Raw genomic sequence first — 25,129 nt, 5'->3', positions numbered from 1 at the left:
GTTACAATAGGAGAAATAAAAAAGTTCAAGGGTAGAGATAAAGGCGATTTTGCCGCCCGGACGGTGAAGTGGAGTGAGAGAAGTGAAGGAATTGCAAGCTGAGCGCAAAGCCGTCAGCATGGAAGATATCGTACGTGCGCACCATGTGCTTCGCGAAGTGATCGTCCGCACCCCGCTGCAGCGGGATGCCGTATTATCAGCCAAATATGATTGCGATGTGTATTTGAAGCGGGAGGATCTGCAGGTGGTCCGGTCATTCAAGATCCGGGGCGCTTACAATATGATTCGCAGCTTGTCCGATGAGGAACGCCGTGCTGGCATCGTATGCGCCAGTGCCGGCAATCACGCCCAGGGCGTGGCGTTCTCATGCAATGCGTTGAACATCAAGGGCAAGATTTACATGCCAAGCACCACCCCGAACCAGAAGGTGAAGCAGGTGAAGCGTTTCGGCGGGGACAGCGTCGAGGTGATTTTAACGGGGGATACGTTTGATGATGCCTATCATGAAGCGATTAAGGCTTGCGAGGAGCATGGAATGGCCTTTATCCATCCGTTTGACGAAGCGAAGATTATCGCCGGGAACGGGACGATCGGCATGGAGGTCATGGAGGACCTTGATGCTCCGGCTGATTATGTATTTGTGACGATCGGCGGCGGCGGACTTGCGGCCGGGGTGGCAACCTATGTGAAAACGGTAAGTCCTGCGACCCAAGTCATCGGTGTTGAGCCGCTTGGCGCGGCCTCCATGCTGGAGTCGAAGAAGCAGGGCGAGGTTGTCACGATGGATGAAATCGACAAGTTTGTGGATGGAGCTGCGGTTAAGCGCGTCGGGCAGCTGACCTATGATATTTGCAATGAGCTGGTGGACGACATCGTGATGGTACCGGAGGGGAAAGCCTGCACAACCATCCTGGAGCTGTACAACGAGAATGCAATCGTAGTTGAGCCTGCCGGCTCGCTGGCGGTGGCTGCACTGGACTTGAACCGGGATAAGATTCGCGGCAAAACTGTTGTGTGCATCATCAGTGGCGGCAACAATGACATCGACCGGATGCAGGAGATCAAGGAGCGCTCCCTGATCTATGAAGGGCTGAAGCATTACTTCATGATTAATTTCCCGCAGCGTGCAGGGGCTCTGCGCGAGTTCCTCGAAGAGGTGCTCGGCCCGGACGACGACATCGCCCGGTTTGAATATACGAAGAAGCACAACAAGGAGAACGGGCCTGCGCTGGTAGGCATCGAGCTGCTGCGACCTGAGGATTACGGCCCTCTCATCGAGCGGATGCAGCGCAAGGGTCTTGACTATACCGAGCTGAACAAGAACATGAACTTGTTCAACCTGCTGATCTGATTGGGGTGCGGAAAAACGGAGGCCACGCGTTGAAAAAGTGGGCTTGACGGAGCGGGGAAGGTGACCGCTGGCGTGCCAGCGGCGTATTCCCGTGAACCAGTCCCTTTTGGGACTTGTAAGTGCTTAGCGGCGGGAGATTCCGCAAACAAGTCCCTTTTGAGGACTTGTTGGTGCGTCGCGGCGTGAAATCCCGTGAACCAGTCCATTTTTGGAACTTGTAAGTGCGAAGCGTTGACTTGCGCCCACATTGAAAAGCCGGATTCCCCTTCCAGGAATCCGGCTTTTTGGTTGTGCTCCAAGTGTTTAACCTAATGCTATTAAACCAATTGGACACATAACAATTAGAACGTAAATCAGCAATCGGTATTTGCTTTCCTAATGTGTGGGAGAGGTTCTTAAACTTTGCGAGAAAAAACCTTTGTTAGCACATTTACTATTCCAGGAACAAGAAAAAAGATGCCAAAAAAGACAGTAAGTAAATTATATTGGGGCGTTTCGTAGAAATTAAACCATTCAGTAAAAATCGTAGAGTCAAGGATCCTTCCAAATAACGTTCCATCCGTATCTCTGTAGTTAAGGATCCAACCTGTTGCTTCAGATGTGAAAAAGAATATTTGTGATAATAAAAATACGCCAATAGTAGATACCCAATAGCTTTTCAAAAATGGTACAGTCGTTTGTTTCCTAACCAAAGTAATCCCATCCTAATCAAGTTACTATTCTCTATATAGTACAAAATAAATATGGATATTTAAGAATTAAGTTCCAATCGATTATTCCAGCGGGAACTCCTTTTGACGGTAGTCCTCGACTTCCTTTGTCAGCTTGTCATTGTTGCTTTTAAGGACGTCGGACCAGGCTTTTAGCTTTTTCAGGAACGGGCTGTTCTCGATGTCATTGCTCTTCAAGGCTTGATCCAGCGCTTGGCGCACCTCGGGATCGAGGAGGTTATCTTCATATGCGAAGAGCGGCGTGTTGTTATAGCCGTAGAACAAGCTGAACTCCATGAACCACAGCATGCGCTCCACTTCTGCGGCACGGTTTGATTTGGGATAGGCTTTCAGGAAAGCTTCCTGGACAAGCCCCCGATCGATGACGTCCGACCAAGGAATAATGAGTGCGGCATCGCTGACGGATACCTTCTCGGATTCAACCACCATGATGTCGATATAGGCTTGAATATCTTTGTTAAGATACGGCTTGTAAGACACCAGCGACTTATAGTCGACGATCGGGAACACGACGCCTTCGGCCGTGAACAACCGGTAGCCGCTGTCGCGCAAATTGATCAGGACCTTTCTGAGATTGTCGTCCTTCGTGCGGCTGAGCGTAGCGCTGATGGGCTCATTGTATTTGTAAATGTTCATTAGTTTATCTTGGATGCCGGTCTTATAGACGATGTCGGTCTTGGCAGACAGCTGCTTTTTCATCGCATTCTCCAGCTTCAGCACGAGCATGGTCGCCTGATAACGGGTTACGCTGCGAATATGCTTGGTGATATACGTCTTGGCATATGCCACATCTTTCTCCTTCAGTAATTTGCTGGCCTTGTTATATACGGCATTGCCGAAGGCAGTGGCTTTACTTGAGGCGGCTGTTGATGCTGATTTGGCTTCCGCAGCAGGGGCCGCACCCGCGATGACCCCCGTCGGGAGGGATAGAGCAAGGGCAAGGATCGCAGCCACGGCGGACTTTTTGGATTTCATAAAGGGATTTCCTCCTTTTACCACGCATTACCCTTATCCTACCACCTTCCGATGGACATTGGATTACAATATTTTTGGAAAATATTAAAAAAATCTTCATGAACTATAACGAAATTGCGGCGATTTTGCCTTATTTGCTCGAAAAAAGCAGCTTCGTTCCCAAGAGCCCGATGACAAAAATGACAAGGCTGACCCAAGGCTGAATATGAAGCACAGGGAGGAGCCGTCCCAGCCATACGCCGCCGACAAGAATGACTACAGCGATGACGACGTAAATGCCCATATGGCGGAAATTGATTTTGCGCCGCTCTTCTTCCGGCTGGAACGTTCCGTTCTTCATCCATTTCATTACCAGTTGAATCAACACGTAGGAGCCTCCGGCCAGGAGAACCAGCGTTGAAACCCGTACCTGCGTCATCCGCTCGACCGGACCTCCCGTCCAAGTGACAATAAACCCGGCGATTGCCTGCACGAAAAAGAACCAAGTCAATGCGATCCATGGAATCATAACGTGTAGCTGCAGCTTGTTAAGGCCCTTCATTGGCGGGAGCTGCTCCACCAGGTCTTTGCAATAGGCTTCCGGATCGCTGCCGAAGACTTCTTCCGCAGTCTTTCCTTTAGCTTGGGCATCCAGCAAATGCTGGCCGATTTCCAGCAGCAGCTCCTCGCCCTTGGCTTCATTGACGGAACTGCTTCGTATATAGACAACCATGTCCTGATAATATGACAAATTGCCGGGTGTCATTGCATCCTGAAGCCGGTTGTTTTCTTTAATCATCTGTTTAATGTTCATGCTTGTTGTCCTCCGGAAGTTAAAATAAAGTCCACGCTCTCTTTAAGCGTTCCCCAATGCTGCTTGAATTGCTTTAGTGTCTCCTGTCCTTTGTCGGTCAGCCTGTAGTATTTGCGCGGTGGTCCGCCTGCACCCGGCTCGGAGCGCAGGGTGCCTTCGATTAATGCTTCTTTCTGCATACGAAGCAGGAGCGGATAGATGCTGCCCTCGCTTACAAACGTCAGCCCGCTGTTTTCCAGCAAGGTGCTGAGCTCGTAACCGTACACTTCCCGGTGCTCCATAAGCGCCAGGATGCAGCCTTCGAGAATGCCCTTGAGCATCTGGCTCTGAGTTGTCATAGATGGTCTCCTTTTCCAGGTGGGTTGCTATGCAAGGTACTTGGGTACGGCAGAGAATCCCGATTTCAAGGAGTCCCCTCGGCTGGCGATTACCTTACATTAACCACTACCTTGTTATGCAACCTATCTTAGCATGGGTTGACTTGCAATGCAAGATAGTCGATCCAATCTACCCGCATGTGCCTGCCGTGAGGAGGTGTGAACAATACGCGCCCCTGCCTACAAGGGAGAATCTGTTTTCCTTCGTTGTTTGGCCACCGTTGCCGAGCCATGTCATCGAGCCGAAGTCGTCCAGCTTCCGTTTATGGAGCTACCGACTGTGTCATTGAGCGAACAATGTGGAGCCACCAACGAGGTGCCTTCGTTGGCGAGCCACGTTGTCGAACCACCATCACCCGAGCAACCATTTCCGCAACCAAAACGTCCATCGCGGGAAGCGAACCGTGACGGGATTCCCATTAGCAACGATCAAATCGAGTTATTGACACATTTTGATTACAAATGTAGTATTCAATTTGGATTACATTAGTAATCCGTTTGGGGGAATGCATTTGAAAAGGCAGTAACAAGAGAGCCGGAAACTTCGGCAAGCTCAAATCTAAGGGCTGCCATCCTATCAAGCAGCGGAAAAGAGGGGATTTCATGCGTTTTGTTCGATATGCGGGCTGTATCCTATTCATCCTGATCATGTTTACGGGCTGCAAAGAGAAAGAGACCCTGCCGGAAGACGTGTTCGATCGCTACATCGGGCTCTGGCAGCAGGGACAATATGAAGCCATGTACGAGCTGGTCTCGGGAACGGCAAAAGAGACGGCTTCCGTAGAGACATTCGCGGCTCGCTACCGTTCCATTTACGAGGGCATCGGCATGAGCAATCTGAGCGTGACCGCGCTGCCTCAAGCCGGCGAGCCGGCGAATGACGACGGATTAAGCGAAAAGACGTTTGCTTATCAGCTTAAGATGGATACGAGCGCAGGCCCGATTGACGTTGAAGGGGCCATGCGCGTGGCGAGGGACCAGGAGACGGGCGAATGGAAGGTGGATTGGAAGCCATCCTTGCTCTTCCCATCGATGGAAGAAGGGGATAAGGTGACGGTTCGCACGCTGCAATCGAGGCGGGGGGAAATCTATGACCGGTCGGGCAACGGGCTTGCCGTGAACGGAAGCATTGAAGTGATCGGGATCGTGCCGGGGGAACTTGGAGAGGCCGGGGAGAAGACGATCGCCGAGCTAGCGAGAAGGCTTGAGGTTCCGGAATCGTTCATTCGGGAAAAGCTTGCAGCATCATGGGTCAAGGATAATGTGTTCGTGCCGATCGTCAATGCAACGGGGGATCGGGCCGGCCTTGATCTCAGCGATTTACAGGGCGTAACGAAACGGGACAAGAGCGCAAGGATTTATCCTTACGGGGAAGCGGCTGTCCATTTGACCGGATATATCAGGCAAGTCACGGCGGAGGATATGGAGAAGCATAAGGACAAAAACCTGGAAACCGATGACGTGATCGGAAAAGCCGGACTCGAACAAATGTACGACGACCGGCTTAGAGGAAAGGACGGCGTCCAAATCTCGATCGTCGCGGCGGACGGTATGGTGCGTGAGACGCTGGCGAAGGTCGAGCCGGTAAACGGCGAGGACATCCGCCTGACCATCGATGCCGATCTGCAAGAATCGATGTATCACTCGCTGGATGGTGACGCGGGAACGGGGGCAGCCATTCATCCGCGGACGGGGGAGATTTTGGCGCTGGTCAGCAATCCGGCATACGATCCGAACCTGTTCATCCAAGGGTTATCGGAGGAGCAGTGGACATCGTGGAACGAAGACCCCAAGAAGCCGCTATTGAACCGATTTACGAAGCTGTACGCTCCGGGGTCGGTGTTTAAGCCGATTACCGCTTCCATCGGATTGCAGCTTGGCGTGAGCTCCGTCGATGAGGTCAAAACGATCGAGGGATTGCGGTGGGCCAAGGACGGCAGCTGGGGCAGCTACTATGTAAAACGGGTGAGGGACGTTCCCGTCGAGGATCTTACGGACGCGATCGTCAATTCCGACAATATTTATTTGGCGCAGGAAGCGCTCGAGATGGGCGCGGACGATTTCACCAGAGAGGCTGAAAAATTCGGGTTCGGCCGGGCGTTGCCGATTGACTATCCGTTCCCGAAGGCCAGCCTGTCCAACGATGGGATCACGAACGAAATCCTGCTGGCCGATTCCTCCTATGGTCAAGGGGAAGTCCAGATGAGCCCGCTGCATTTGGCTCTGTCCTACACCCCGTTCATCAACGACGGGGAGCTGATTGCCCCCGTATTGGAGCTTAAGGAAGAAAGGGGGGTTAAGGAAGGCAAGGAGCTTAAGGGGGAAGCGCAGGGGGAGCGGGTTCTGGCGCCGGATACGGCCGAAGCCATCCATCGCATGCTGCTTAGGGTCGTCGATGATCCGAAAGGGACAGGGCACGGCGCGTATATCCCGGGCCGCAAAATTGCGGGAAAGACCGGCACCGCAGAGCTGAAACGAACGAAAGCGGAAAGCGGGCAGGAGAACGGGTGGTTCGTCGTGTATGACGCGGAAGGATTCGATTTTTTGATGGCCGTCATGATCGAGGACGTGCGCGAGCGCGGCGGCAGCAGCTACGTCGTTCGCAAAACTGCTCCCGTGGTGAAGGGGTATGTAGAGAACCGGAACTAAAACGTCCGGTTTGAAAAATCGCAACAGACATGCGATATTAAGATCAGCAGCCGGATCGGGAGCGATTGTGTCCATCCGGGATTGGACCGCGAAGGTATGGCGGCATGCCCCTTCAATCAGCGGCGGAGTCAAAATAAATCGGGAAGTGATGAAAGTGCCTGAGCAAGTGCCAAAAATTTCGGAAGCGGAATGGGAAGTCATGAACGTGCTGTGGGAGAAGTCTCCGCGTACCGCCAGCGAGGTCATACAGTCGTTACAGGAAAAAACCGATTGGAAACCGAAAACGATCCGTACCTTGCTTGATCGTCTGGTCAAAAAAGAGGTCGTCGGCGTCAACCAGCATCAAAAAGTGTACACGTTCACGCCGCTGTATTCCCAGAGCGAGTGTCAGCGGGCAGAGGCGAAGTCGTTTCTCAATCGCATCTACGGCGGGACGATGAAATCGATGCTTGTTCATTTTTTCGAAGAGGAATCGCTAACGGAAGAGGAAATCAAGGAGCTGCGCAATATGCTAAATGAGAAATCCGACAAGCGGTAACCGATGGCTTTTAGCGGAAATAGCGGTCTCGCCGCTGCCTCTCCCGGCGCGCGGTGTAATGATGACTGCTGCATGATGCTAAAGCGTCGACGCTTGGACGACAAGCCAGCGGTAGAGGCCCGAAAACAGCGGATAAAGCGATAGTTGTATAGCCAAGGGGAGTTCGTTCTGAAGGTCGGAACGGGCTCTCTTTTTTTGAAAATAATAGGGTCAACTTGCATAACCGAACGTTTCGAAACGAGATTAGGGGGAGCATTTGACAATGACGGATTACAAATGTAGTATGTTGTTACGGATTACAAAAGTAATCCAGTTCGCGGGAAAGGAGGGTTAAGGGGACACTTGGATCTAGATCAAACCGAAATGAGGATTGCATATGTTAAACGAAAAACATTCCTATCATTTTCGGACCCGTCCGAAATGGACCATAGTACCGATGATGCTAACTGCTATACTTACACTTGTTGGTTGCATGAAGAATGAAGCTCCAGCCGCTGAAATGGGGAAAGACGCGCCGACGCCGACCGTGGAAGCAGCAACCGACTCTTTGTTCAAAAGCCTGGAGAACGAATATGACGCGAGGCTCGGCGTTTACGCCATCGACACGGGATCGGGGGAGACGATCGCTTACCGGGCGGATGAGCGTTTTGCGTATACGTCGACCTTCAAGGCGCTGGCTTCGGGCGCAGTGCTGCTGCAGAATTCCATCGAGGAGATCGACGAGGTTATCTCCTATTCCGCCGAGGACCTCGTGACCTATTCGCCCATTACGGAGAAGCATGTTTCGACGGGCATGACGCTCAGGGACATTATGGATGCAGCCATTCGCTATAGCGACAACACGGCAGGGAATCTGCTGCTTGAGCAGCTGGGCGGACCGGAGGGGTTCGAAGCGGCTTTGCGGCAAATCGGCGATACGGTTACGCAGGCCGATCGTTACGAAACCGAGCTGAACGAGGCCGTGCCCGGGGATGACCGGGATACGAGCACGGCCCGGGCTTTAGCGACCTCGCTCAATGCCTTTGCCCTTGGCGATGTGCTTCCAAAGGACAAGCAAACGATACTCACGGATATGCTGCGGGGCAACACGACAGGCGATGAGCTGATTCGCGCGGCCGTCCCCGAAGGCTGGGCCGTCGGGGATAAGACCGGGGCCGGTAGTTACGGAACGCGGAACGACCTCGCGATTGTCTGGCCTCCGGAAGGCGATCCGGTCGTGCTCGCGGTTTTATCGAGCCGGGATACGCAGGATGCGGAGTACGACAATGCGCTGATCGCTAAGGCAGCAGAAGCTGCGCTTTCGGCCTTGAGGGATTGATTTGATATATCGCCCGGGTCATGCGATAGTGGTAGTATCTCATGAAGGAAGAAGGGAGAGCGGCGACATGTTGTTTTCGATGTTGGTCGCAGGCTGTATCGTATCTAGTATTTCAGCTGCGGGAATGATGGGCATCAAAGCCGTGTTCCGAAAACAGCTTACCGCGAAGTGGCACTACCGGATTTGGATGCTGCTATTGCTCGCGTTAGCGATTCCTTTTATGCCGGGGCATTTATTTCAATTCTCATCGTGGTTTCCGGTCTTGGGCGGCCCGCTGCACCGTGACACCGGCGTTACCGGAACCGGGGCCGGGGTCCAAGACGCAGCCGATGCGAATATGCTTCAGGACTTCACCATCTCCGTGAACCGGGGAACGCCGGAATTTCTGCAAACCATGACGGTTGCCGTATGGATCGCGGGTTTGCTTGTTTTTGCCCTGATGATCATGCGCGCTTGGCTGGATATCAGACGGATGAAAAACGCGGCCCGGCCCGTATCGGATGAAGAAGTGCTGGCCGTATTGGAGCAGTGCAAGCAGCAGCTTCATATCACCCGGGAAATGGTGGTTCTGGAGTCGCCGCTTGTTCAATCGCCCATGCTGGCCGGGGCGCTGAAGCCCTGCCTGATGCTGCCGTCCCGGTGCACGGACTGGGTTTCCACGGATGAAATCCGATATATTTTGCTGCATGAATTGAACCATTGGAAATCGAGGGATAACCTTACGAATTACGGGATCGTGGCCTTTCAAGCGATCTACTGGTTCAACCCGCTCATCTGGATGGCCCTGAAGCAAATGAGGCTGGATCGTGAAATCGCCTGCGATCATGCGGTGCTGCAATCCCTGGACGAACGCTTCCACGGCGATTACGGACAAACGATTCTCCGCTTTGCAAGCCGGGCGTCGCAGTCGGCGCCTTTCCCGCTGGCGAGCCCCTTTGTCGGCCCGAAGAGCCCGATCCGGCATCGGATCGAAACGATTGTCCGGTTTCGGGCGGACTCCAGGCGGCAAAACATCAAGAGTCTAGCGGTCGTTGCCCTTGCAACTCTCATGGTGGCAAGCCAGCTTCCCGTTGCAGAGGCCGTGAACCGGAACGACTCGCGATACGTTTTTTCGGATGAACGTACCGAATACGAGGATTTGAGCGCCTATTTTTCGGATTATGAAGGATCGTTCGTGCTGTATGACTTGAATGCCGGTCAATATCGCATCTACAATGAATCGCAGAGCACGCGGAGAGTGTCTCCGGACTCCACCTATAAAATCTACAGCGCTTTATTCGGGCTTGAATCAGGTGCCATTGCGGATGAACACTCGACCATCGAATGGAACGGCCAAATTTATCCGTACGATGCATGGAACCAGGACCATAACCTGTTTACGGCAATGGCGAGCTCGGTCAATTGGTATTTCCAAGCGATGGAGAACCGGATGGGCCGCGGCGAGCTGCAGGGGTATCTTGAGCGAATCGGGTACGGCAATGCCGATCTATCCGGCAAGTCCGAGCCGTTCTGGCTGGAGTCCTCATTAGCGATATCGCCCGTTGAACAGGTTCAATTGCTGAAGGCGCTCTATACGAACCAATTCGGATTCAAGGATAAGCATATCGAGACGGTGAAGCAAGCGATCCAGCTGCAGGAGCGGGGCGGTGCCCGCCTGTTCGGCAAGACCGGCACTGGAACGGTTCATCATAAGAACACGAACGGTTGGTTTGTCGGTTACGTCGAGAACGGGGGCAACGTCTACTTTTTTGCAACGAATATTCGTCATGAAGATCAAGCGAGCGGGAGTAAGGCGGCCGACATTGCTTTGCGGATTTTGCAGGATAAAGGCATCTATTGAGGTTGGGAAAAAGAAGTGAGGCGTTTTTATCCGGTTAACAAGCAGTTCTAGACTGGAAAAGCTTGCTGCCCGATCTGCATCTTTATTCATGGATAAGGCCATGAGGAAGCACACTCACGGTACGCCGGTTGAAAACAAGTTACGGCGAGTATCTTACCCTGAACAGTTATTCCCCCTTCAATTCGTCAATTGAAGGGGGATATTTTTTTATATAGCAGGGCTCCAAAGCTTCATGGTGCCAATGCCGCAGTATCCTAAGAATCAGGGCTCTGCTTCTCGTTGCGTCGCTGGTATTTTGCATGTGCTGCTGGTATTTTGCATGGCTTGCTGGTATTTTTGCATATTTGGGAGCGGGGGTATAATTCGGCCTTTCGTATTTCACAATAATAAGCATTCGGAAATGACCATACAGCACCTCGCCATGCGGGGCAGAAGGAGGATTTTCAGATGAGTGCTTACTATAACGATCCGTATAACGAGAATGAAACCGTATCCTCCGGATACGCCGTAGAGATTGACCCGGACTATGCCTCCGGTGGACAGGAAGGCGCTGAAACCGCGCGAGACGCCGTGCATCCGGATCAGACGGGAATGTCGGATCCGTCGTTATGGAACGACGGGGCAGATGGGGAGAACTGGATGAATGGCTGGGACGGCCGTGAGGAGACCCATGCGATGTTCCGCCAAAGCTATGAGTAGGACGCAGGATATCAGCAGGATACAAGCAAGATAAGGCTCAAGGATAAGGATGTACCAGACATACGAAGGGAGTCCTTTGAATCCTCGAGCGAAAACGTAAATCCGGCTTAGGCGGCATTAGACGCCAACCACATGGTCCGGCTATTCAGGTGAATCCGGCAAAAGGCCTGTGTTAGCCCGTTAAACCGCCGGCAACCTCCGGTAATCCCGGTAACGCCAGGTACTCCGGCAACTACGGTAACCCTCGGTAACTCACGGTACCCCCAGGTACCAAGGTCCCCCGGTAACCATTGATAACTACGGCAACCCCCGGTGTTAGCCAGCATTCGGGGAATTACCGAATCGAGCAGCAGCCACCTTTTTGGATCCGATTTATCGCACGTTGACAACCCGCGCATCATGATGCTAAGATAAGCTTAATTAATTCATATTAAACTTATCGGAATTGTTATAGTATCTAAAAAGCGTCTGATTTCGCGGGGAGGAATTAGAATGGAGCGTCAAATTACGATCCGGCATCGTCAAGAGGAGCTGACAGCAACGATACATTATCCGCAGAAGGAGGCGGATGCGGGCAGCCGCCGGGTGCCGCTGATTATTATTTGTCACGGATTTGTGGGGAGCCGTATCGGGGTTGACCGCCTGTTCGTAAAAACCGCGCGTGAGCTCGCCCAAGACGGGCATATGGTCATCCGGTTCGATTATATCGGCTGCGGCGAAAGCTCGGGGAGCTACGGCAGCGAGGGACTGGAGTCGATGATCGCCCAGACGCGGACCGTTCTGGACTATGCGCTCAGCTGCACCGATGTCGACCCTCAGCGAATTACGTTGATCGGCCACAGTCTGGGCGGCGCGGTCGCGCTCCAGACCGCCGTGCGGGACCGCCGGGTGAAGAATCTCGTGCTGTGGTCGGCGGTAGGCTATCCTTTTAACGACATTGTGAAGATCACGGGCCGCGACGTTTATGACACCGCCGTTCAATCGGGTGCCGCCGATTATTTGGGGTACTCGTTCACCCCGGTGTTTTTTGAGTCATTGGCGCAGGGTCAGCCGTTCCAAGAGGCTCTGAAATTTACGGGCAATGTCCTGGTCGTCCACGGCACCTCGGATGATATCATCCCGGTGGACTATGCTTTTCTGTATCAAAAGGTGTTCTGGATGCGCTCGGAAGGCCGGTGCGATAAGGAGATTATTTTTCAGGCGGATCATACGTATTCTGCAGGCCCGCAGCGCGAGCTGCTGCTGAAGCGAACCCGGGATTGGCTGGAGGAGCAAGAGCATATTCAGCAGGAGTGGCAGCATTGGAGCATTTGAGGAAGATATTTGGCATATTGGGCAGAATAACGGTACAATAGAGTTGTCCCTTGATTTTGAAGCTGGAGGTGGCATCCATGACGTTACCTGCTCTATTTATTGCACACGGTTCGCCGATGATGGCGCTGGAGGACAACGAGTATACCCGTTTCCTCGCACGTTTGGGACGGGAACTGCCGAAGCCCCGCGGCATTGCGGTATTCTCAGCTCACTGGGATGATCCGGATCAGCGCCTGACTGACGATGCCGAGCATGGCACAATGCATGATTTTTATGGATTTCCCGAGGAGATGTACCAGATCACCTATCCGGCCAAAGGCAGCGCGGAGCTGACGAATCAGATCATGCAGCGCTTCGAGGCAGGCAATCTTCATGCCAAACCGGTTACCGGCAGGGGATTGGATCATGGGGCCTGGGTCATTTTGCGCAAAATGTATCCGGATGCGGATATCCCCGTCGTTGCTCTATCCATCGATTCCAAGCGCTCGCCGAGCGAGCAGTACTCCATCGGCGCGATGCTGTCCGATCTGCGTGAGGACGGTATCCTTATCATCGGCAGCGGCGGCCTCGTGCACAATCTGCGGATGGTGCATCCGAGCGACGAGCCTGATGATTGGGCGGTCCAGTTTGATGAATGGATCGCGGAGCAGCTGGAGACGTGGAATCTCCAATCGTTATTCGCGTATGACAAGAAAGCGCCTCATGCCCGCGAAGCCGTACCTTCTTACGGGACGGAGCATCTGGTTCCCCTGTTCTATGCCATGGGGGCCGCCGATAACGGCCGCAAGGCGGAACGGTTGTTTCAATCTTATCAATATGGCAGTTTGAGCTTGAACTGCTGGTCATTTCAATAAAAAAAGGAAGCCGGGCTTGGCGATCAAGCCCGGCTTTATTGTGCTTTGGGTGTGGCGGGGAGGGGGAGCGGGAGCTTGGGCCGGTGCACTTGGGGGTGTCGTCCGGAACCCCCGTCTCTGCGCTCGCTTGTTGTCCGCCCTTTGCCTGAACGTATATTGTGTAAAGGTAGCAAAGGGCTCCCAAAGAGCGACCGCTGCGCTGCTCCGAGACGGGGGCCCTCCCTGCAGGTGCACCGGCCCGCTCCGTAGGTTGTAAGCCGCCCCAGGAAGCACAAAGCAGCCCGGCTTGAGAAGCCCAGCCGGGCTTTGGGTGTGGGCGGGGAGGGGGAGCGGGAGCATGTGCCGATGCACTTGGGTGTGTCGTCCGGAGCCCCCGTCACTCGCTCGCTTGTTGTCCGCCCTTTGCCCGAATGTATATTGTGTAAAGGTAGCAAAGGGCTCCCAAAGAGCGACCGCTGTCGCTGCTCCGAGACGGGGGCCCTCCCTGCAGGTGCACCGGCTCCGCTCCGTTGGTTGTAAGCCGTCCCAGGAAGCACAAAGCAGCCCGGCTTGAGAAGCCCAGCCGGGCTTTGGGTGCGAGCGGGGAGGGGGAGCGGGAGCTTGGGCCGATGCACTTGGGGTGTCGTCCGGTCCCCCCGTCACTCGCTCGCTTGTTGTCCGCCCTTTGCCCGAATGTATATTGTGTAAAGGTAGCAAAGGGCTCCCAAAGAGCGACCGCTGTCGCTGCTCCGAGACGGGGTTCCTCCCTGCAGGTGCACCGGCTCCGCTCCGTAGGTTGTAAGCCGCCCCAGGAAGCACAAAGCAGCCCGGCTTGAGAAGCCAAGCCGGGCTTTGGGTGCGGGCGGGGAGTAATGCATGTTACTCTGTGGCCTTTTACCAACTCCCTCGTCCCTGCATCAGCGGATGCCGGTTAAGCGGTTTGCTTTGTCAAAGGCGTTGGCGTTGTGCCGCCGTCATGGCGGGTCGTTCTGTGCGTCCATCTGTTCCACAGGCCGCGGAGGTAAGGGATCACCCAGCGGTCGAGGCCGATTTTACCGGCATTCGCCGCAGCAACCAGGATGAACATTTGCAGCAAGAGCATTTGCGCATTCGTGCTTACGGTGCCCGAGAAGAGGAACGCGGCGTTCATCACGATGCCCATGAGAGCGGCGAAGGTGGTGAAGGTACCCAGGATCAGCCCGAGGCCGACGAGGAATTCACCGAGCGGGACGATGAAGTTAAAGATCTTTACGCCCGGCAGGGCCGCGTGCTCGAGGAAGGCTGCCCACCAGCCTTGTACGGCGGGATGGTCACCGGTCGCCTTGGCAATGGCTCCTTGCAGGAAGCCTGTCGCTTCAAATCCACCGGTCAGCTTGCCCCAGCCGGCCACCATCCATTCGTAACCGATGTAGACCCGGATGAAGGTCAGCAGCCACATTGCCACTTTGTTTGTTCTCAGCCAATTGTTAAACATATCAACCACTCCTTGGGATGAAGATTTTTTATTAAGTCTATTGTTGTTGCTTGCCCTCAACCGACTTTATGGGTGCTGCCGGGATGAGGGAGGAAGATGATCATCTCTTTCTGATTTCATTATAAGTGAAACAAATCACAATATATGTGATTAAAATCACATTTGTGATAAAAATCATAATTTAATTCAAAAAAGAAATAACCCTGGGCTCGTAAGTGGAGCACACAGGGTTACGCGGCTAAGCGGTCTGATTATTCATAAGAGGTTCATGATGACTGACATTCATTTGACGGCCAAACTTCCGTTTGAGCAAAGGCATAAGCCAGCGGTCCAGCCCGATCTTCCCGGCATTGGCTGCAGACAGGATAAGAAGGAATTCAAGCAGCAGCAGCTGACCGTTCGTGCTGATCGAGCCGGAGAAGAGATAGGCAAAATTCATCACCAGTCCCATGAGCGCGGCAAAGGTGGTAAACGTACCGAGGATTAAACCGAGCCCGACAAGAAACTCCCCAAGCGGGACGATGATGTTGAAGAATTTTACGCCCGGCAGGGCCGCATGCTCCAGAAAAGCCGCCCACCACCCCTGCACCGGCGGATGCTCACCGGCTGATTTGGCGATCGCTCCTTTCAAAAAGCCGCTGGCATCGAAGCCCCCCGTCAGCTTGGACCAGCCAGCGGTCAGCCACTTATACCCGAGCCATATCCGGATCATCGTCAATACCCACATTGCGATTTTGCTTGTCTGAAGCCAGTTCATCCACATCCAACACCACTCCTCCATGAATAATCATTCTTTATTTTGTTTTCGGATTTTTGCGAAAATGAAAATAATTACCGCGGATAGCGTGAATGTATCAAAGGATTTGGCTCACGCTAAGAAAATGGATGTCAATGTATATTTACAAAAATCCGTATTAAAATACAGTATTCATTTCAGCCTGGCTTATGCCTGTGCGTTTTGGAATGCGATCCGGTCATACAAAAAAGTGATGAAGAACACAAGGTTCTCCATCACTTGGATGCTGTCTAATTAAGGTCGCAGCCGATTAAGCGGTTTGCTTCTTCAGCGGCGTTGGCGTTGTGTCGCCATGGTGGGCCGTTTTGTGCGTCCATTTGTTCCACAGGCCGCGGAGGTAAGGGATTACCCAGCGGTCGAGGCCGATTTTACCGGCATTCGCCGCAGCAACCAGGATGAACATTTGCAGCAACAGCATTTGTGCATTCGTGCTTACGGTGCCCGAGAAGAGGAACGCGGCGTTCATCACGATGCCCATGAGAGCGGCGAAGGTGGTGAAGGTACCCAGGATCAGCCCAAGGCCAACGAGGAATTCACCGAGCGGTACCATAACGTTGAAGATCTTTACGCCCGGCAGGGCCGCGTGCTCGAGGAAGGCCGCCCACCAGCCTTGTACGGCGGGATGGTCGCCGGTCGCCTTGGCAATCGCGCCTTGCAGAAAGCCTGCAGCCTCGAAGCCGCCGGTCAATTTGCCCCAGCCGGCCACCATCCATTCGTAACCGATGTAAACCCGGATGAAGGTCAGCAGCCACATTGCCACTTTATTTGTTCTCAGCCAATTGTTAAACATATGAACCACTCCTTAATTGAGTTATTTTTCGTTAGCATTTTAAGTGATCACCTTTCTTACACTTTCATTATACGTGAATTAATTCACAATACAATGTGATAAAAATCACAAATTTGTGAACGTTGCATTCTCCCTCATAGTAGGCCCAGCGTTGCGTTCTCCCTCATAATAGGCTCAAGCGTTGCATTCACCCTCCTCCCAATAAAGCCGTAGCATTTCATAGCCCTCAAAAGAGACTGAAACATTACACTCATTCTCTCAACCAGGCTGATGAATCCACCCGTCACAGGATTGGTTCTTTATTACAGACAAAGCGTGGCGTTTGTGATTAAATGTAAATTAAAGTTGAATTGTCGGTTGGAAATTTCGGGTAATAAGTATTTGGGAGAGTCCATAGGGGGAAATGATATGCGCAGTAAACATCGACTTGGCAAGTTTGTATGGAGGACAAGCTTCATGGCGATTGCGGCCGTCCTCGCATTGTCTGCCTGCGGGGGGAAGCCGCAGGCGGAGCCGGTAGAGGGTCCCGAGGTGCACAGTCCGGTACAGCCTCCGGCTGAGGATGTGCCGGAGCCGGCGGCACCGGAACCGGCTCCGTATACGGCGCCTTTAACCGGTCTGGCGGTTGAGGCGCCGGTCACGCAGCGACCGCTGGCGGTCATGATCAATAACGCGCCGGCGGCACGGCCGCAGTCGGGTCTGAGCCAAGCCGATATCGTATACGAAGTATTGGCCGAGGGCGGCATTACGCGATTGATCGGGATTTTTCAAAGCCAGGCAGGCATCGAGAAGATTGGACCGATCCGCAGCATTCGTCCTTATCTGATCCGTCTTGGCGAGAGCTATGGCGGCGTTCTGGTTCATGCCGGCGGGAGCCCGGAGGCTTATTCGATCATTCAGAAGCAGGGGAAGCAGGATCTTGACGAAATCGGCAATGCCGGTGCTTTCTTCTGGAGAGCGAAGGACCGCAAGGCACCGCATAATCTGTACTCCAGCGATGAGAAGCTGCGTGAGGCAGCCGCCAAGCTTGGCTATGATCAGCAGGTTCAGGTTCCGCAATACAGCTTCCTTGCGGAAGAGCCTGCAGGAGGCACGAGTGGAACGAATGGCACCGAGGGTACGAATAGCACCGATGACACCCCATCCTCCGGTGGAACTGCGGACGGCACGGAGGGTTCGACACAGCGAGACGGAACGACGAATAGCGGGAAACCATCTGCTGATGCTGCGGAAAATACAAGCAATGCGGAGCAATCTTCAGCATCTGCGAACAGCGCAGGCGGTGCAGGACAATCGGCAAATGCCGGGAATGCAGGCAGCGAAGCGGGGTCCCAAACGGAGGCAGCCGGAGAAGCCGCGGGCAAGGTGGACATTACCTTTTTGCTGAACAGTTATGTGGTTTCCTATGAATACGATGAAGCAACGAGCACGTATAAGCGATCCATCAATGGGTCTCCCCATGTCGATCTTAACAACAATGAGCAGCTGGAAGCTGCCAATGTGATCGTGCTCGGAGCCGACCATAAAGTGCTGGATGATATAGGGCGTCTAGCCGTGGATGTAGAAACCGGGGGCGAGGCCATGCTGTTCCAACGGGGCGAGGTGATCCGGGGGCAGTGGGTCAGAGCCGCGAATGATGCGATCCGGTTCGTCAAGGACGGAGCAGAGGTGGCGCTTGTTCCGGGAACGACATATTTCAACATTGTGCCTAACTCTCCGTCATTTGAGAGCCATGTGAGCATATCCAATCCATAATTCATGGGCGGCGGGATAATATATCCTTTTACGGGGATGTTAAGTATCAGGCATAGAGGTGTGGAATAGCCTAGGGATGCGCTTCCTTGTTAGTTTCTTACTTTTTTGAGTGTTAGTTTTCTATACACACCCTGCGGCGGATGTGATAAGATATTCAAGGTTGTCTATCTTTTCTTTCGTTCGCGGCAATTTATCCGGTAAAGGGGTTAAAGAGTATGAAAATGAAGAAAAAGGATATATTTTTCCAATGCCTGGAGAATATGGCCGACACGGTGGTTCAAGCCGCAGATTATTTTTCACAGCACGTTTCCAATCTTCAGGATGTGCTAGAATTCGCCAATGAAATGAAAAAATTTGAGTCCCAGTGCGATTCCTATACCCATACGATCATCACGGAGCTCAACAAAACATTTATAACGCCGATCGAAAGAGACGACATCATGGACCTGGCAACCAGCATGGACGATGTGATGGATGGGCTGGAGGCCACCGCATCCCGGTTTTATATGTACCAGCTCGGACAGCCTGATGAATATATCGTGCAATTTGCAGAAATTCTTCGTCAATCGGCCTACGAAATTCAGAAAGCCATTCATTTGCTCTCGCAGAAAAAACTTCTGGCGATCCGCGAATACACGATCCGCTTGAACGATCTGGAGAACCAGGGCGACGAGCTGCTGCGTATCTGCATCAAGGATCTGTTCGCGACCGTTTCCGATCCGATTCTGCTGATCAAGAAGAAAGAGATCTATGAGCGTCTTGAGACGACCACGGACACCTGCGAAGACGTGGCGAATATGCTGGAATCCATCATTATGCGTAACTCGTAAGGGAGTCCTGAACTATGGATATCGTAATCATTCTCGTTGTTTTCCTGGCACTCGCCTTCGACTTTATTAACGGGTTTCACGATACGGCTAATGCCATTGCCACATCGGTGTCGACCCGGGCTTTGAAGCCGCGAGTTGCCATTCTGCTTGCAGCCTCGATGAACTTCGTCGGTGCGATGATGTTCACAGGCGTTGCCAAAACGATTGGCGGCAGCATTGCAGACCCCGCTACGCTGGATAACGGAATCCAGGTTGTTATCGCAACGCTGTTGTCCGCGATTATCTGGAACCTCGTGACCTGGTGGTTCGGCTTGCCTTCTTCCTCCTCGCATGCCCTGATCGGTGCATTGACCGGTGCGGTCTTCGTCGGAGCGGGAAGCGATAAGCTGAATTACGGCGGCTTTACGGATATCGTATTGGCGCTTGTCCTTTCGCCGATCATCGCATTCGTAATCGGTTATCTGGTGATGCAGCTGCTCAAAGTGATCTTCGCCAAACGCAGCCCGCATACCGTAAACAAAGGCTTCCGTACGATGCAGATCTTTACGGCGGCGCTCCAATCCTTCACGCACGGCACGAACGATGCGCAGAAGGCGATGGGGATCATTACGTTCGCTCTCGTAACTTCCGGTCATCTCTCGGAGATGGAAGTTCCGTTCTGGGTTAAGCTGGCGGCCGCAACCGCAATGGCGCTGGGTACCTCGATCGGCGGCTGGAAGATCATCAAGACGATGGGAACGAAAATTTTCAAAATCGAGCCGATTAACGGATTTGCCGCAGATTTCTCGGCAGCGTCTGTTATTTTCTCGGCGACACTGCTTCATTTGCCGATCAGTACGACCCATGCGATTACTTCGGCAATACTCGGCGTAGGCTCGGCGAAACGCTTCTCCGCCGTGAAATGGTCCCTGGCAGGGCGGATTGTCGTAACTTGGTTCATTACGATTCCGATTACGGCTGTGCTGGCGGGACTTATCTTTACAATTTTCTTCTAGAACCAATACTTACTTATCAGATAGATAACGGATAGATGTGGAGCCAATCAGCATACGATTGGCTTTTTTTAATAGACGATTACATATGTACAGAGGGGAGGACGCCCTATGATTCGCACGTTGGCCATCACGCCGAGCTATGAGCCGGTGCTGGGACTGCCGCTGGCCGAGTTGAATATGGCGGAGTACGCCTGGGTCTGGGTGGACTTCAGCGAGCCGACGCCGGAGGAGGCACGGATGCTGGAGACGTATTTTCATTTCCATCCGCTGGCTATTGAGGATTGCCTGCATTTTCTCCAGCGCCCCAAGCTGGATTATTACGGCGAAATGCAGTTCTTCGTCCTGCATGCACTGCATCCGAGTACACTCCAGGCGGTGGAGGTGGATCTGTTCCTCGCGCCAAAGCTCGTCGTGTCGTTCCATCAGCAGAATCTGCCGGAGGTAAATGATGCCTGGGATCGGGTCGTGGAGGTTGCCAGGAAGGGATCGGTTGGCGAGGAGGGTCCCAGCTTCACCGCTTATACGATCATGGATAAGATGGTGGATCAATATTTCCCGAGCTTGTACGCGATCGAGGACGAGCTGGCCGATCTGGAGAACGAAGGAGAACGGGAGTCGATAGAGGAGCTGATGAATCAGGTGTTTGCCCTACGCTCGCGGCTGCTTCGCCTCCGGCGGACGGTTGTCCCGATGCGGGATCTGCTCTACCGGATTATCAACTCGCAGCATATGAAGCATCATGTGCATCTTGCGTATTTTTCCGATATCTATGACCACCTGCTCAAGCTGTCCGACATGATCGAGACCAATCGCGAGATGACGGCCGATCTGCGCGACAGCTACATCTCCCTGAATTCGAACCGGATGAATCAAATCATGAAGACGCTGACCGTGATCACGACGATCTTCATGCCGCTGACCCTGATCGCCGGTATCTATGGCATGAACTTCGAAGTAATGCCGGAGCTGCAGTGGAGGTATGGTTACTTTGCCGTCCTCGTTCTGATGTTCCTGCTCGGCGGCGGCATGGTGATGTGGTTTATACGCAGAGGGTGGTTTAAATAATGGAGCTGCTGGAAAATGACGGGGTTAACCCAAATGCATGCAGGGGAAAGGATGCGCCGGGTGAAAAGCTCTATTTGGCTTGAGACAAGCCCAAAGACGAAACCAGGATCAGGCTAGCGGGCCTTAATCGTCAAGGATTTCGTTCGGCGTACGCCCCTTCGGGTGCTTGGCTGCCGGGGTTTATGGATGGTCCATCACGGGTAAAGCTTCCTGAGGAGGGAGTTGCGATGGTATCCGGTCCGAATCAACAAGGCAAACATCATAGAAAACGGCACCTGGGCCTGATTGGAAATACCGGAAGGCTGCGCCGGCTGCTCCGGTTGTCGCGGGCACGAAAGCGCCGACTCACTGTCACCAGCCGCTTCGAGGCGGGGATGATGCTTAGCGAGCTGCTGACCGGCTTGCTGTTCATTACAGGGAGCATCTTAATGTTCTACCCGGGGACAAAACGCTTCTCCACGGTGCTGTATCTGCTCGGCAGTATTATGATGCTGCTGCGCTCCGGCATTCGAGGCTCGTATTGGTTCCGGTTAAAATCGCTCGAGCATTCATCCGACGCGGAGAGCAGCTCGGATCAGAATTGGTCGCGTTGAAGAGCGAACGTGCACGCGCGCAAAAAGAACCACGCCATTTGAAACCTTTTGCAAGCCCGTAGTCCTCATGATCCGTTAGACGAAAGGCTCTGAGGCTCTGCTTGGCGCAAAATAGTGCCCCAGCCCTGAAGCTTCCAGGGCTGGAGCTGTTCATGGAGCGGTCATATGCTGCAGCCGCTTATCATGTCTGTATCGGGGCAAGCCGGACGGTGCCCTGCGCTTACATACAAGGGCTCTGCGGGGGGATTGCATTGCCCTCGCCTCAGGGCGCTGGCGGCTACCGCCGGCGTCTGCGTTTGCTGGAGCCGGACGACTTGCGCGAGCCGGTCCGGCGTTTGCCGCCTCCGGATGAACGTCGTCTTGGCGGCGAATACTCGTAGTTCCCGCCGCCGTCGGCGTAATCAGCCGATGGCGGACTGTTTTTCTTCTTGAACGCTCCTGCCAGCAGGGACACCATCGGCGCTAGCTGCTGGAAGCCCTGCATGACCTTTTGAACCTTGCCGAGATTGTTGACGATGCCGTCAATGCCTCCCATCCGGTCGATAATGTTTTTCACATCGCCCATGTTCTTCAGACCCAGGCCTCCGAGGAGGCCTCCTAATCCTCCGCTTCCGCTGCCGCCTCCTCCGCCGAGAAGGCCGCCGAGGCCGCCGTTCGAATTGTCGGACGGCGCGAACGACGAAGCAGTAGCTTCCGTGCCGGGTACCGGCGCTAAGGCCGGAACCGAATCGGTGTATGGATATAAAGCGGATGGATTAGCATCTGGATACTCGCTGTAGGAATCCAGGCCGGGGTACGGCGACGATTCCTGGGGAAGTGATTCGTTCAGCGAGCGGTAAGTACTGCGATGGGGAGGACGTTGGGAAGAAGGTCGACGGTGATAATAGTGCGAATGACCAGTCATCATATCACTTTCCTTTGTAAGTTAAGATATTATACTGTATGTTCCGGGCGGGCGATGGGTTTAGGCTATTGTCCCGATTTTCGGGATAGGAGCGGAATCGGGCGGATGCCTAAGGGAATGATGTGAGGGGACAGCTGCGGATTATGGGAATAAATGAGATAGAGATTTATACGGCAAAAGATTATAATGTATGGTCGTCCTGTAGTGCGTGAAATCGTTAATGCTTGAAAAGACTGTACCCGCTCGGGTACAATGGGAGTGCGAGTGTTATACACAGTAACAATAGGGGATGATAATTCAGTGCAGCTGAAGAAACTTAATGATAAGAGCATTGATCAATTATTTGAGGCTATATTAACCTTGAAGAACGTGGAAGAATGCTATGTATTTTTCGACGATCTCTGCACCGTTAACGAAATCCAGTCCTTGTCCCAACGGCTCGAGGTGGCTCGGATGCTGGGCAAGGGATGCACATACAACCAGATTGAAGCCGAAACGGGAGCCAGCACCGCGACGATCTCGCGCGTGAAGCGTTGTTTGAATTATGGCAATGATGGGTATAAAATGACTTTGGAGCGTCTCGGACGTTAATGATGGCACAGCCGGGCGTGCTCGTGATCAGTCATGGCTCCAGAGAACCAGGATGGGTGTCGCTTGTGGACGAAGCCGTCGGCAAGCTGGCCGCCCGTATGGATATACCGGTCGTAGCTTCATATTTGGAATTGGTAGAGGGCCGTCTGATTCAGGACGGCATTACGGCTTTGGAGGACCAGGGTGTTACGGACATTGTGGTCATTCCGCTATTTGTGTCATCAGGCAGCACACATGTCGACGAAATAGCTTATGCTATAGGAGCGAAGGCGGTTCCGGAGCTGGAGACGGACCTGGAGCCGTTCCGGGTCCGCGCCGCCGTTCATTTCGGCACGCCGATGGACGATCATCCGGACATCGCCGCCATGGTGTGGGATAAGGTAAGCGAGCTGTCCGTTCAGCCGGAGAAGGAGGTCATCCTTCTCGTGGGACACGGCAGCCGGCATGATGGGTTTCGCCGCCGCTGGGAGGAAGGCATGTCCCGGCTTGCCGGGCGCGTTGGCGCCTTAAGCGGCACAAGCGTCGATTATGCCCTGCTGAGCCCCGGGAATGTCCGGGAGAAAGCATTGCATTGGAAGGAGCGCGGCTGCGAGGTGATCGCGGCTCCGCTTTTTTTAAGTGAGGGGTATTTTACAGAGGTGGTCATTCCGGACAGGATTCAGGGGCTGGCTTGCCGTTATTCCGGCAAAACCCTGCTTCCGCATCCGCTGCTGTCGCACTGGATGGAGTCCCAGGCCCATCTGATGATACAATCCTTGAAATCATGAGTAGGTGGCGTATCGTTAATGAGAAATGCAAGATTAATTTATAACCCGACCTCAGGGCGGGAGGAAATGAAGCGAAGATTAGCTGATATTTTGCACCGTCTGGATAGCGCGGGCATCGAAACCTCCTGCCATGCAACAACCGGGGAGGGGGATGCGACCCGTGAAGCGGCGGATGCCGTGGAGCGGGGGTACGATCTTGTGATTGCGGCCGGCGGCGACGGCACGCTCAATGAAGTGATCAACGGGATGGCGGGAAGGGATAACCTGCCGCCGCTTGGCATTTTTCCGCTGGGGACGACGAATGATTTCGCCCGTGCGCTCGGCATCTCGAGGAACTGGGAGGAGTATTGCGACCTGGTGATCCGGGGCGAAACCCGACCGATCGATGTCGGCAAGGCGAATGACCGCTACTTCATTAATATCGCCGGGGGCGGTACGCTGACGGAGCTTACGTATGAGGTGCCGAGCAAGCTAAAGACGATGATCGGGCAGCTGGCGTATTATTTGAAGGGGATCGAGAAAATGGTCAGCCTCACGCCGCAGGAGCTCATCATCCAAGCCAGCGGGCAGGAGATCATTCATGACGAGTTCATGGTGTTCCTCATTGCCAACAGCAACTCGGTCGGCGGCTTCGACAAGCTCGCGCCGGGCGCCAGCATTGACGACGGCCTGTTCGACGTCATTGCCCTGCGCAAGTGCAACCTGGCGGAGTTCGTGCGTGTAGCCACGCTCGCGCTGCGCGGCGAGCATGTGAACGACAAGAAGGTGGTGCATTTCCGCACCGACTACATGGAGGTTACGTCACCGGGACAGGTGCAGCTGAACCTGGACGGCGAGTTTGGCGGCATGCTGCCGGGCACGTTCCGGATTTTGCCGCAGCATCTGCGGATTTTTGCTTGATGCCGGCAGGACATGAGGTGCCGGGTGGTGCCAAGTAAATAGGCTAAGGGTTGGCTGTACGTTAGGCGTTGAGTGAATGGAGCAAGGGATGGCGTGACATTTGGCGTTGAGTGAATGGCGTAAGCGGCGTATGATGTTCGTGCCCGGGTCTGTGCGGTCTTGTGCGGATGCTAGCCGGGGGCTTCTGCCGATTCAACGCATCCGTCTCCCGGCTCTTGTAAGTAAATGATTGGATTTGCAGGCGATGCCGA

At 53.7% G+C, this 25,129-nt stretch carries 24 protein-coding genes; 16 read left to right on the top strand and 8 right to left on the bottom strand.

All coding sequences use genetic code 11. The annotated features are described in order from the left end of the window. The first annotated feature begins 82 nt into the window (after positions 1-82). On the top strand, positions 83-1,351 hold the full coding sequence (ilvA, locus tag BBD41_RS10220) for a threonine ammonia-lyase IlvA (RefSeq protein ID WP_077569728.1): 1,269 nt from the start codon (positions 83-85) through the stop codon (positions 1,349-1,351). Between the two features lie 395 nt (positions 1,352-1,746). Here the strand turns inward: ilvA and BBD41_RS10215 are convergent, their stop codons facing one another. The 4 genes from BBD41_RS10215 to BBD41_RS10200 all read right to left on the bottom strand — a co-directional run bounded on the left by BBD41_RS10215 (position 1,747) and on the right by BBD41_RS10200 (position 4,188). Then, complete coding sequence (locus BBD41_RS10215; protein ID WP_223260678.1) at positions 1,747-2,013, bottom strand: YfzA family protein; 267 nt, start codon at positions 2,011-2,013, stop codon at positions 1,747-1,749. Between the two features lie 111 nt (positions 2,014-2,124). Beyond that, positions 2,125-3,057 (bottom strand): hypothetical protein, encoded by a 933-nt coding sequence (locus tag BBD41_RS10210; RefSeq protein ID WP_099477516.1) that lies wholly within the window; start codon positions 3,055-3,057, stop codon positions 2,125-2,127. Positions 3,058-3,187: 130 nt separating this feature from the next. Continuing rightward, positions 3,188-3,850, bottom strand: coding sequence for a DUF1129 family protein (locus BBD41_RS10205; RefSeq protein WP_099477515.1), 663 nt, complete (start codon positions 3,848-3,850; stop codon positions 3,188-3,190). After that, positions 3,847-4,188: a PadR family transcriptional regulator gene (locus tag BBD41_RS10200; RefSeq protein ID WP_099477514.1), complete on the bottom strand. Its 342-nt coding sequence runs from the start codon at positions 4,186-4,188 to the stop codon at positions 3,847-3,849. Before BBD41_RS10200 ends, BBD41_RS10205 begins: the two co-directional genes overlap by 4 nt. Before the next feature lie 642 nt (positions 4,189-4,830). On the opposite strand from BBD41_RS10200, the gene BBD41_RS10195 reads away from it, so the two are divergent. The 7 genes from BBD41_RS10195 to BBD41_RS10165 all read left to right on the top strand — a co-directional run bounded on the left by BBD41_RS10195 (position 4,831) and on the right by BBD41_RS10165 (position 13,439). Continuing rightward, entirely contained in the window at positions 4,831-6,876 is a 2,046-nt protein-coding gene (locus BBD41_RS10195; protein WP_099477513.1) for a penicillin-binding transpeptidase domain-containing protein, read from the top strand. 154 nt (positions 6,877-7,030) lie between these two features. Continuing rightward, on the top strand, positions 7,031-7,414 hold the full coding sequence (gene blaI / locus BBD41_RS10190; protein ID WP_099480556.1) for a penicillinase repressor BlaI: 384 nt from the start codon (positions 7,031-7,033) through the stop codon (positions 7,412-7,414). 376 nt (positions 7,415-7,790) lie between these two features. Next, entirely contained in the window at positions 7,791-8,732 is a 942-nt protein-coding gene (gene bla / locus BBD41_RS10185; protein ID WP_099477512.1) for a class A beta-lactamase, read from the top strand. Positions 8,733-8,799: 67 nt separating this feature from the next. Beyond that, positions 8,800-10,572 carry a BlaR1 family beta-lactam sensor/signal transducer gene (locus tag BBD41_RS10180; protein ID WP_099477511.1) on the top strand — a complete coding sequence of 591 codons (1,773 nt, stop codon included), beginning with the start codon at positions 8,800-8,802 and terminating at the stop codon, positions 10,570-10,572. 447 nt (positions 10,573-11,019) lie between these two features. Then, positions 11,020-11,271, top strand: coding sequence for a hypothetical protein (locus BBD41_RS10175; RefSeq protein ID WP_099477510.1), 252 nt, complete (start codon positions 11,020-11,022; stop codon positions 11,269-11,271). Between the two features lie 492 nt (positions 11,272-11,763). Continuing rightward, positions 11,764-12,585: an alpha/beta hydrolase family protein gene (locus BBD41_RS10170; protein ID WP_099477509.1), complete on the top strand. Its 822-nt coding sequence runs from the start codon at positions 11,764-11,766 to the stop codon at positions 12,583-12,585. 77 nt (positions 12,586-12,662) lie between these two features. Continuing rightward, the gene (locus tag BBD41_RS10165) at positions 12,663-13,439 is read left to right on the top strand and encodes a DODA-type extradiol aromatic ring-opening family dioxygenase (protein ID WP_099477508.1); all 777 of its coding nucleotides are present in this window, start codon (positions 12,663-12,665) and stop codon (positions 13,437-13,439) included. A 910-nt stretch (positions 13,440-14,349) separates the two neighbouring features. Here the strand turns inward: BBD41_RS10165 and BBD41_RS10160 are convergent. The 3 genes from BBD41_RS10160 to BBD41_RS10145 all read right to left on the bottom strand — a co-directional run bounded on the left by BBD41_RS10160 (position 14,350) and on the right by BBD41_RS10145 (position 16,478). Continuing rightward, a complete protein-coding gene (locus BBD41_RS10160) occupies positions 14,350-14,892 on the bottom strand; it encodes a DoxX family protein (protein ID WP_099477507.1) in 543 nt (180 codons plus the stop codon). A gap of 238 nt (positions 14,893-15,130) precedes the next feature. Then, positions 15,131-15,655 (bottom strand): DoxX family protein, encoded by a 525-nt coding sequence (locus BBD41_RS10155; RefSeq protein WP_099477506.1) that lies wholly within the window; start codon positions 15,653-15,655, stop codon positions 15,131-15,133. 283 nt (positions 15,656-15,938) lie between these two features. Then, positions 15,939-16,478, bottom strand: coding sequence for a DoxX family protein (locus BBD41_RS10145; RefSeq protein WP_099477504.1), 540 nt, complete (start codon positions 16,476-16,478; stop codon positions 15,939-15,941). Between the two features lie 408 nt (positions 16,479-16,886). On the opposite strand from BBD41_RS10145, the gene BBD41_RS10140 reads away from it, so the two are divergent. The 5 genes from BBD41_RS10140 (at position 16,887) to BBD41_RS10120 (ending at position 21,716) form a co-directional block, all read left to right on the top strand. Then, positions 16,887-18,233, top strand: a complete 1,347-nt coding sequence (locus BBD41_RS10140) for a DUF3048 domain-containing protein (RefSeq protein ID WP_472462629.1) — start codon at positions 16,887-16,889, stop codon at positions 18,231-18,233. Positions 18,234-18,448: 215 nt separating this feature from the next. Next, positions 18,449-19,063 carry a DUF47 domain-containing protein gene (locus BBD41_RS10135; protein ID WP_077569712.1) on the top strand — a complete coding sequence of 205 codons (615 nt, stop codon included), beginning with the start codon at positions 18,449-18,451 and terminating at the stop codon, positions 19,061-19,063. Positions 19,064-19,077: 14 nt separating this feature from the next. After that, on the top strand, positions 19,078-20,058 hold the full coding sequence (locus BBD41_RS10130) for an inorganic phosphate transporter (protein ID WP_077569711.1): 981 nt from the start codon (positions 19,078-19,080) through the stop codon (positions 20,056-20,058). A gap of 108 nt (positions 20,059-20,166) precedes the next feature. Beyond that, positions 20,167-21,123, top strand: coding sequence for a magnesium/cobalt transporter CorA (gene corA, locus BBD41_RS10125; protein ID WP_077569710.1), 957 nt, complete (start codon positions 20,167-20,169; stop codon positions 21,121-21,123). Positions 21,124-21,350: 227 nt separating this feature from the next. Next, positions 21,351-21,716, top strand: coding sequence for a YrhK family protein (locus BBD41_RS10120; protein WP_077569709.1), 366 nt, complete (start codon positions 21,351-21,353; stop codon positions 21,714-21,716). Between the two features lie 277 nt (positions 21,717-21,993). Here BBD41_RS10120 and BBD41_RS10115 read toward each other — a convergent pair whose 3' ends face one another. Continuing rightward, complete coding sequence (locus BBD41_RS10115; protein WP_099477502.1) at positions 21,994-22,620, bottom strand: hypothetical protein; 627 nt, start codon at positions 22,618-22,620, stop codon at positions 21,994-21,996. A gap of 300 nt (positions 22,621-22,920) precedes the next feature. On the opposite strand from BBD41_RS10115, the gene BBD41_RS10110 reads away from it, so the two are divergent. The 3 genes from BBD41_RS10110 to BBD41_RS10100 are packed head-to-tail and all read left to right on the top strand — an operon-like array spanning position 22,921 to position 24,878. Then, on the top strand, positions 22,921-23,211 hold the full coding sequence (locus BBD41_RS10110) for a YerC/YecD family TrpR-related protein (protein WP_028406870.1): 291 nt from the start codon (positions 22,921-22,923) through the stop codon (positions 23,209-23,211). Between the two features lie 2 nt (positions 23,212-23,213). Next, the gene (locus BBD41_RS10105) at positions 23,214-23,978 is read left to right on the top strand and encodes a sirohydrochlorin chelatase (protein WP_099480555.1); all 765 of its coding nucleotides are present in this window, start codon (positions 23,214-23,216) and stop codon (positions 23,976-23,978) included. Between the two features lie 18 nt (positions 23,979-23,996). Further along, positions 23,997-24,878, top strand: a complete 882-nt coding sequence (locus BBD41_RS10100; RefSeq protein ID WP_099477501.1) for a diacylglycerol kinase — start codon at positions 23,997-23,999, stop codon at positions 24,876-24,878. Positions 24,879-25,129: the final 251 nt, after the last annotated feature.

This window comes from Paenibacillus ihbetae (assembly GCF_002741055.1).
Taxonomy (GTDB): domain Bacteria; phylum Bacillota; class Bacilli; order Paenibacillales; family Paenibacillaceae; genus Paenibacillus_AQ; species Paenibacillus_AQ ihbetae.
The sequence above is the reverse complement of the archived record's forward strand: the minus strand, read 5'-3'. Positions and strand labels throughout refer to the sequence as shown.

What these genes read in the sequence shown, in the direction of transcription:
- BBD41_RS10210 (WP_099477516.1), bottom strand. Translation starts at nt 3,057, where the DNA reads ATGAAATCCAAAAAGTCCGCCGTGGCTGCGATCCTTGCCCTTGCTCTA.
- BBD41_RS10205 (WP_099477515.1), bottom strand. Translation starts at nt 3,850, where the DNA reads ATGAACATTAAACAGATGATTAAAGAAAACAACCGGCTTCAGGATGCA.
- BBD41_RS10200 (WP_099477514.1), bottom strand. Translation starts at nt 4,188, where the DNA reads ATGACAACTCAGAGCCAGATGCTCAAGGGCATTCTCGAAGGCTGCATC.
- BBD41_RS10195 (WP_099477513.1), top strand. Translation starts at nt 4,831, where the DNA reads ATGCGTTTTGTTCGATATGCGGGCTGTATCCTATTCATCCTGATCATG.
- bla (WP_099477512.1), top strand. Translation starts at nt 7,791, where the DNA reads ATGTTAAACGAAAAACATTCCTATCATTTTCGGACCCGTCCGAAATGG.
- BBD41_RS10180 (WP_099477511.1), top strand. Translation starts at nt 8,800, where the DNA reads ATGTTGTTTTCGATGTTGGTCGCAGGCTGTATCGTATCTAGTATTTCA.
- BBD41_RS10175 (WP_099477510.1), top strand. Translation starts at nt 11,020, where the DNA reads ATGAGTGCTTACTATAACGATCCGTATAACGAGAATGAAACCGTATCC.
- BBD41_RS10170 (WP_099477509.1), top strand. Translation starts at nt 11,764, where the DNA reads ATGGAGCGTCAAATTACGATCCGGCATCGTCAAGAGGAGCTGACAGCA.
- BBD41_RS10165 (WP_099477508.1), top strand. Translation starts at nt 12,663, where the DNA reads ATGACGTTACCTGCTCTATTTATTGCACACGGTTCGCCGATGATGGCG.
- BBD41_RS10160 (WP_099477507.1), bottom strand. Translation starts at nt 14,892, where the DNA reads ATGTTTAACAATTGGCTGAGAACAAACAAAGTGGCAATGTGGCTGCTG.
- BBD41_RS10155 (WP_099477506.1), bottom strand. Translation starts at nt 15,655, where the DNA reads ATGTGGATGAACTGGCTTCAGACAAGCAAAATCGCAATGTGGGTATTG.
- BBD41_RS10145 (WP_099477504.1), bottom strand. Translation starts at nt 16,478, where the DNA reads ATGTTTAACAATTGGCTGAGAACAAATAAAGTGGCAATGTGGCTGCTG.
- BBD41_RS10140 (WP_472462629.1), top strand. Translation starts at nt 16,887, where the DNA reads ATGCGCAGTAAACATCGACTTGGCAAGTTTGTATGGAGGACAAGCTTC.
- BBD41_RS10135 (WP_077569712.1), top strand. Translation starts at nt 18,449, where the DNA reads ATGAAAATGAAGAAAAAGGATATATTTTTCCAATGCCTGGAGAATATG.
- BBD41_RS10130 (WP_077569711.1), top strand. Translation starts at nt 19,078, where the DNA reads ATGGATATCGTAATCATTCTCGTTGTTTTCCTGGCACTCGCCTTCGAC.
- corA (WP_077569710.1), top strand. Translation starts at nt 20,167, where the DNA reads ATGATTCGCACGTTGGCCATCACGCCGAGCTATGAGCCGGTGCTGGGA.
- BBD41_RS10120 (WP_077569709.1), top strand. Translation starts at nt 21,351, where the DNA reads ATGGTATCCGGTCCGAATCAACAAGGCAAACATCATAGAAAACGGCAC.
- BBD41_RS10115 (WP_099477502.1), bottom strand. Translation starts at nt 22,620, where the DNA reads ATGACTGGTCATTCGCACTATTATCACCGTCGACCTTCTTCCCAACGT.
- BBD41_RS10105 (WP_099480555.1), top strand. Translation starts at nt 23,214, where the DNA reads ATGGCACAGCCGGGCGTGCTCGTGATCAGTCATGGCTCCAGAGAACCA.
- BBD41_RS10100 (WP_099477501.1), top strand. Translation starts at nt 23,997, where the DNA reads ATGAGAAATGCAAGATTAATTTATAACCCGACCTCAGGGCGGGAGGAA.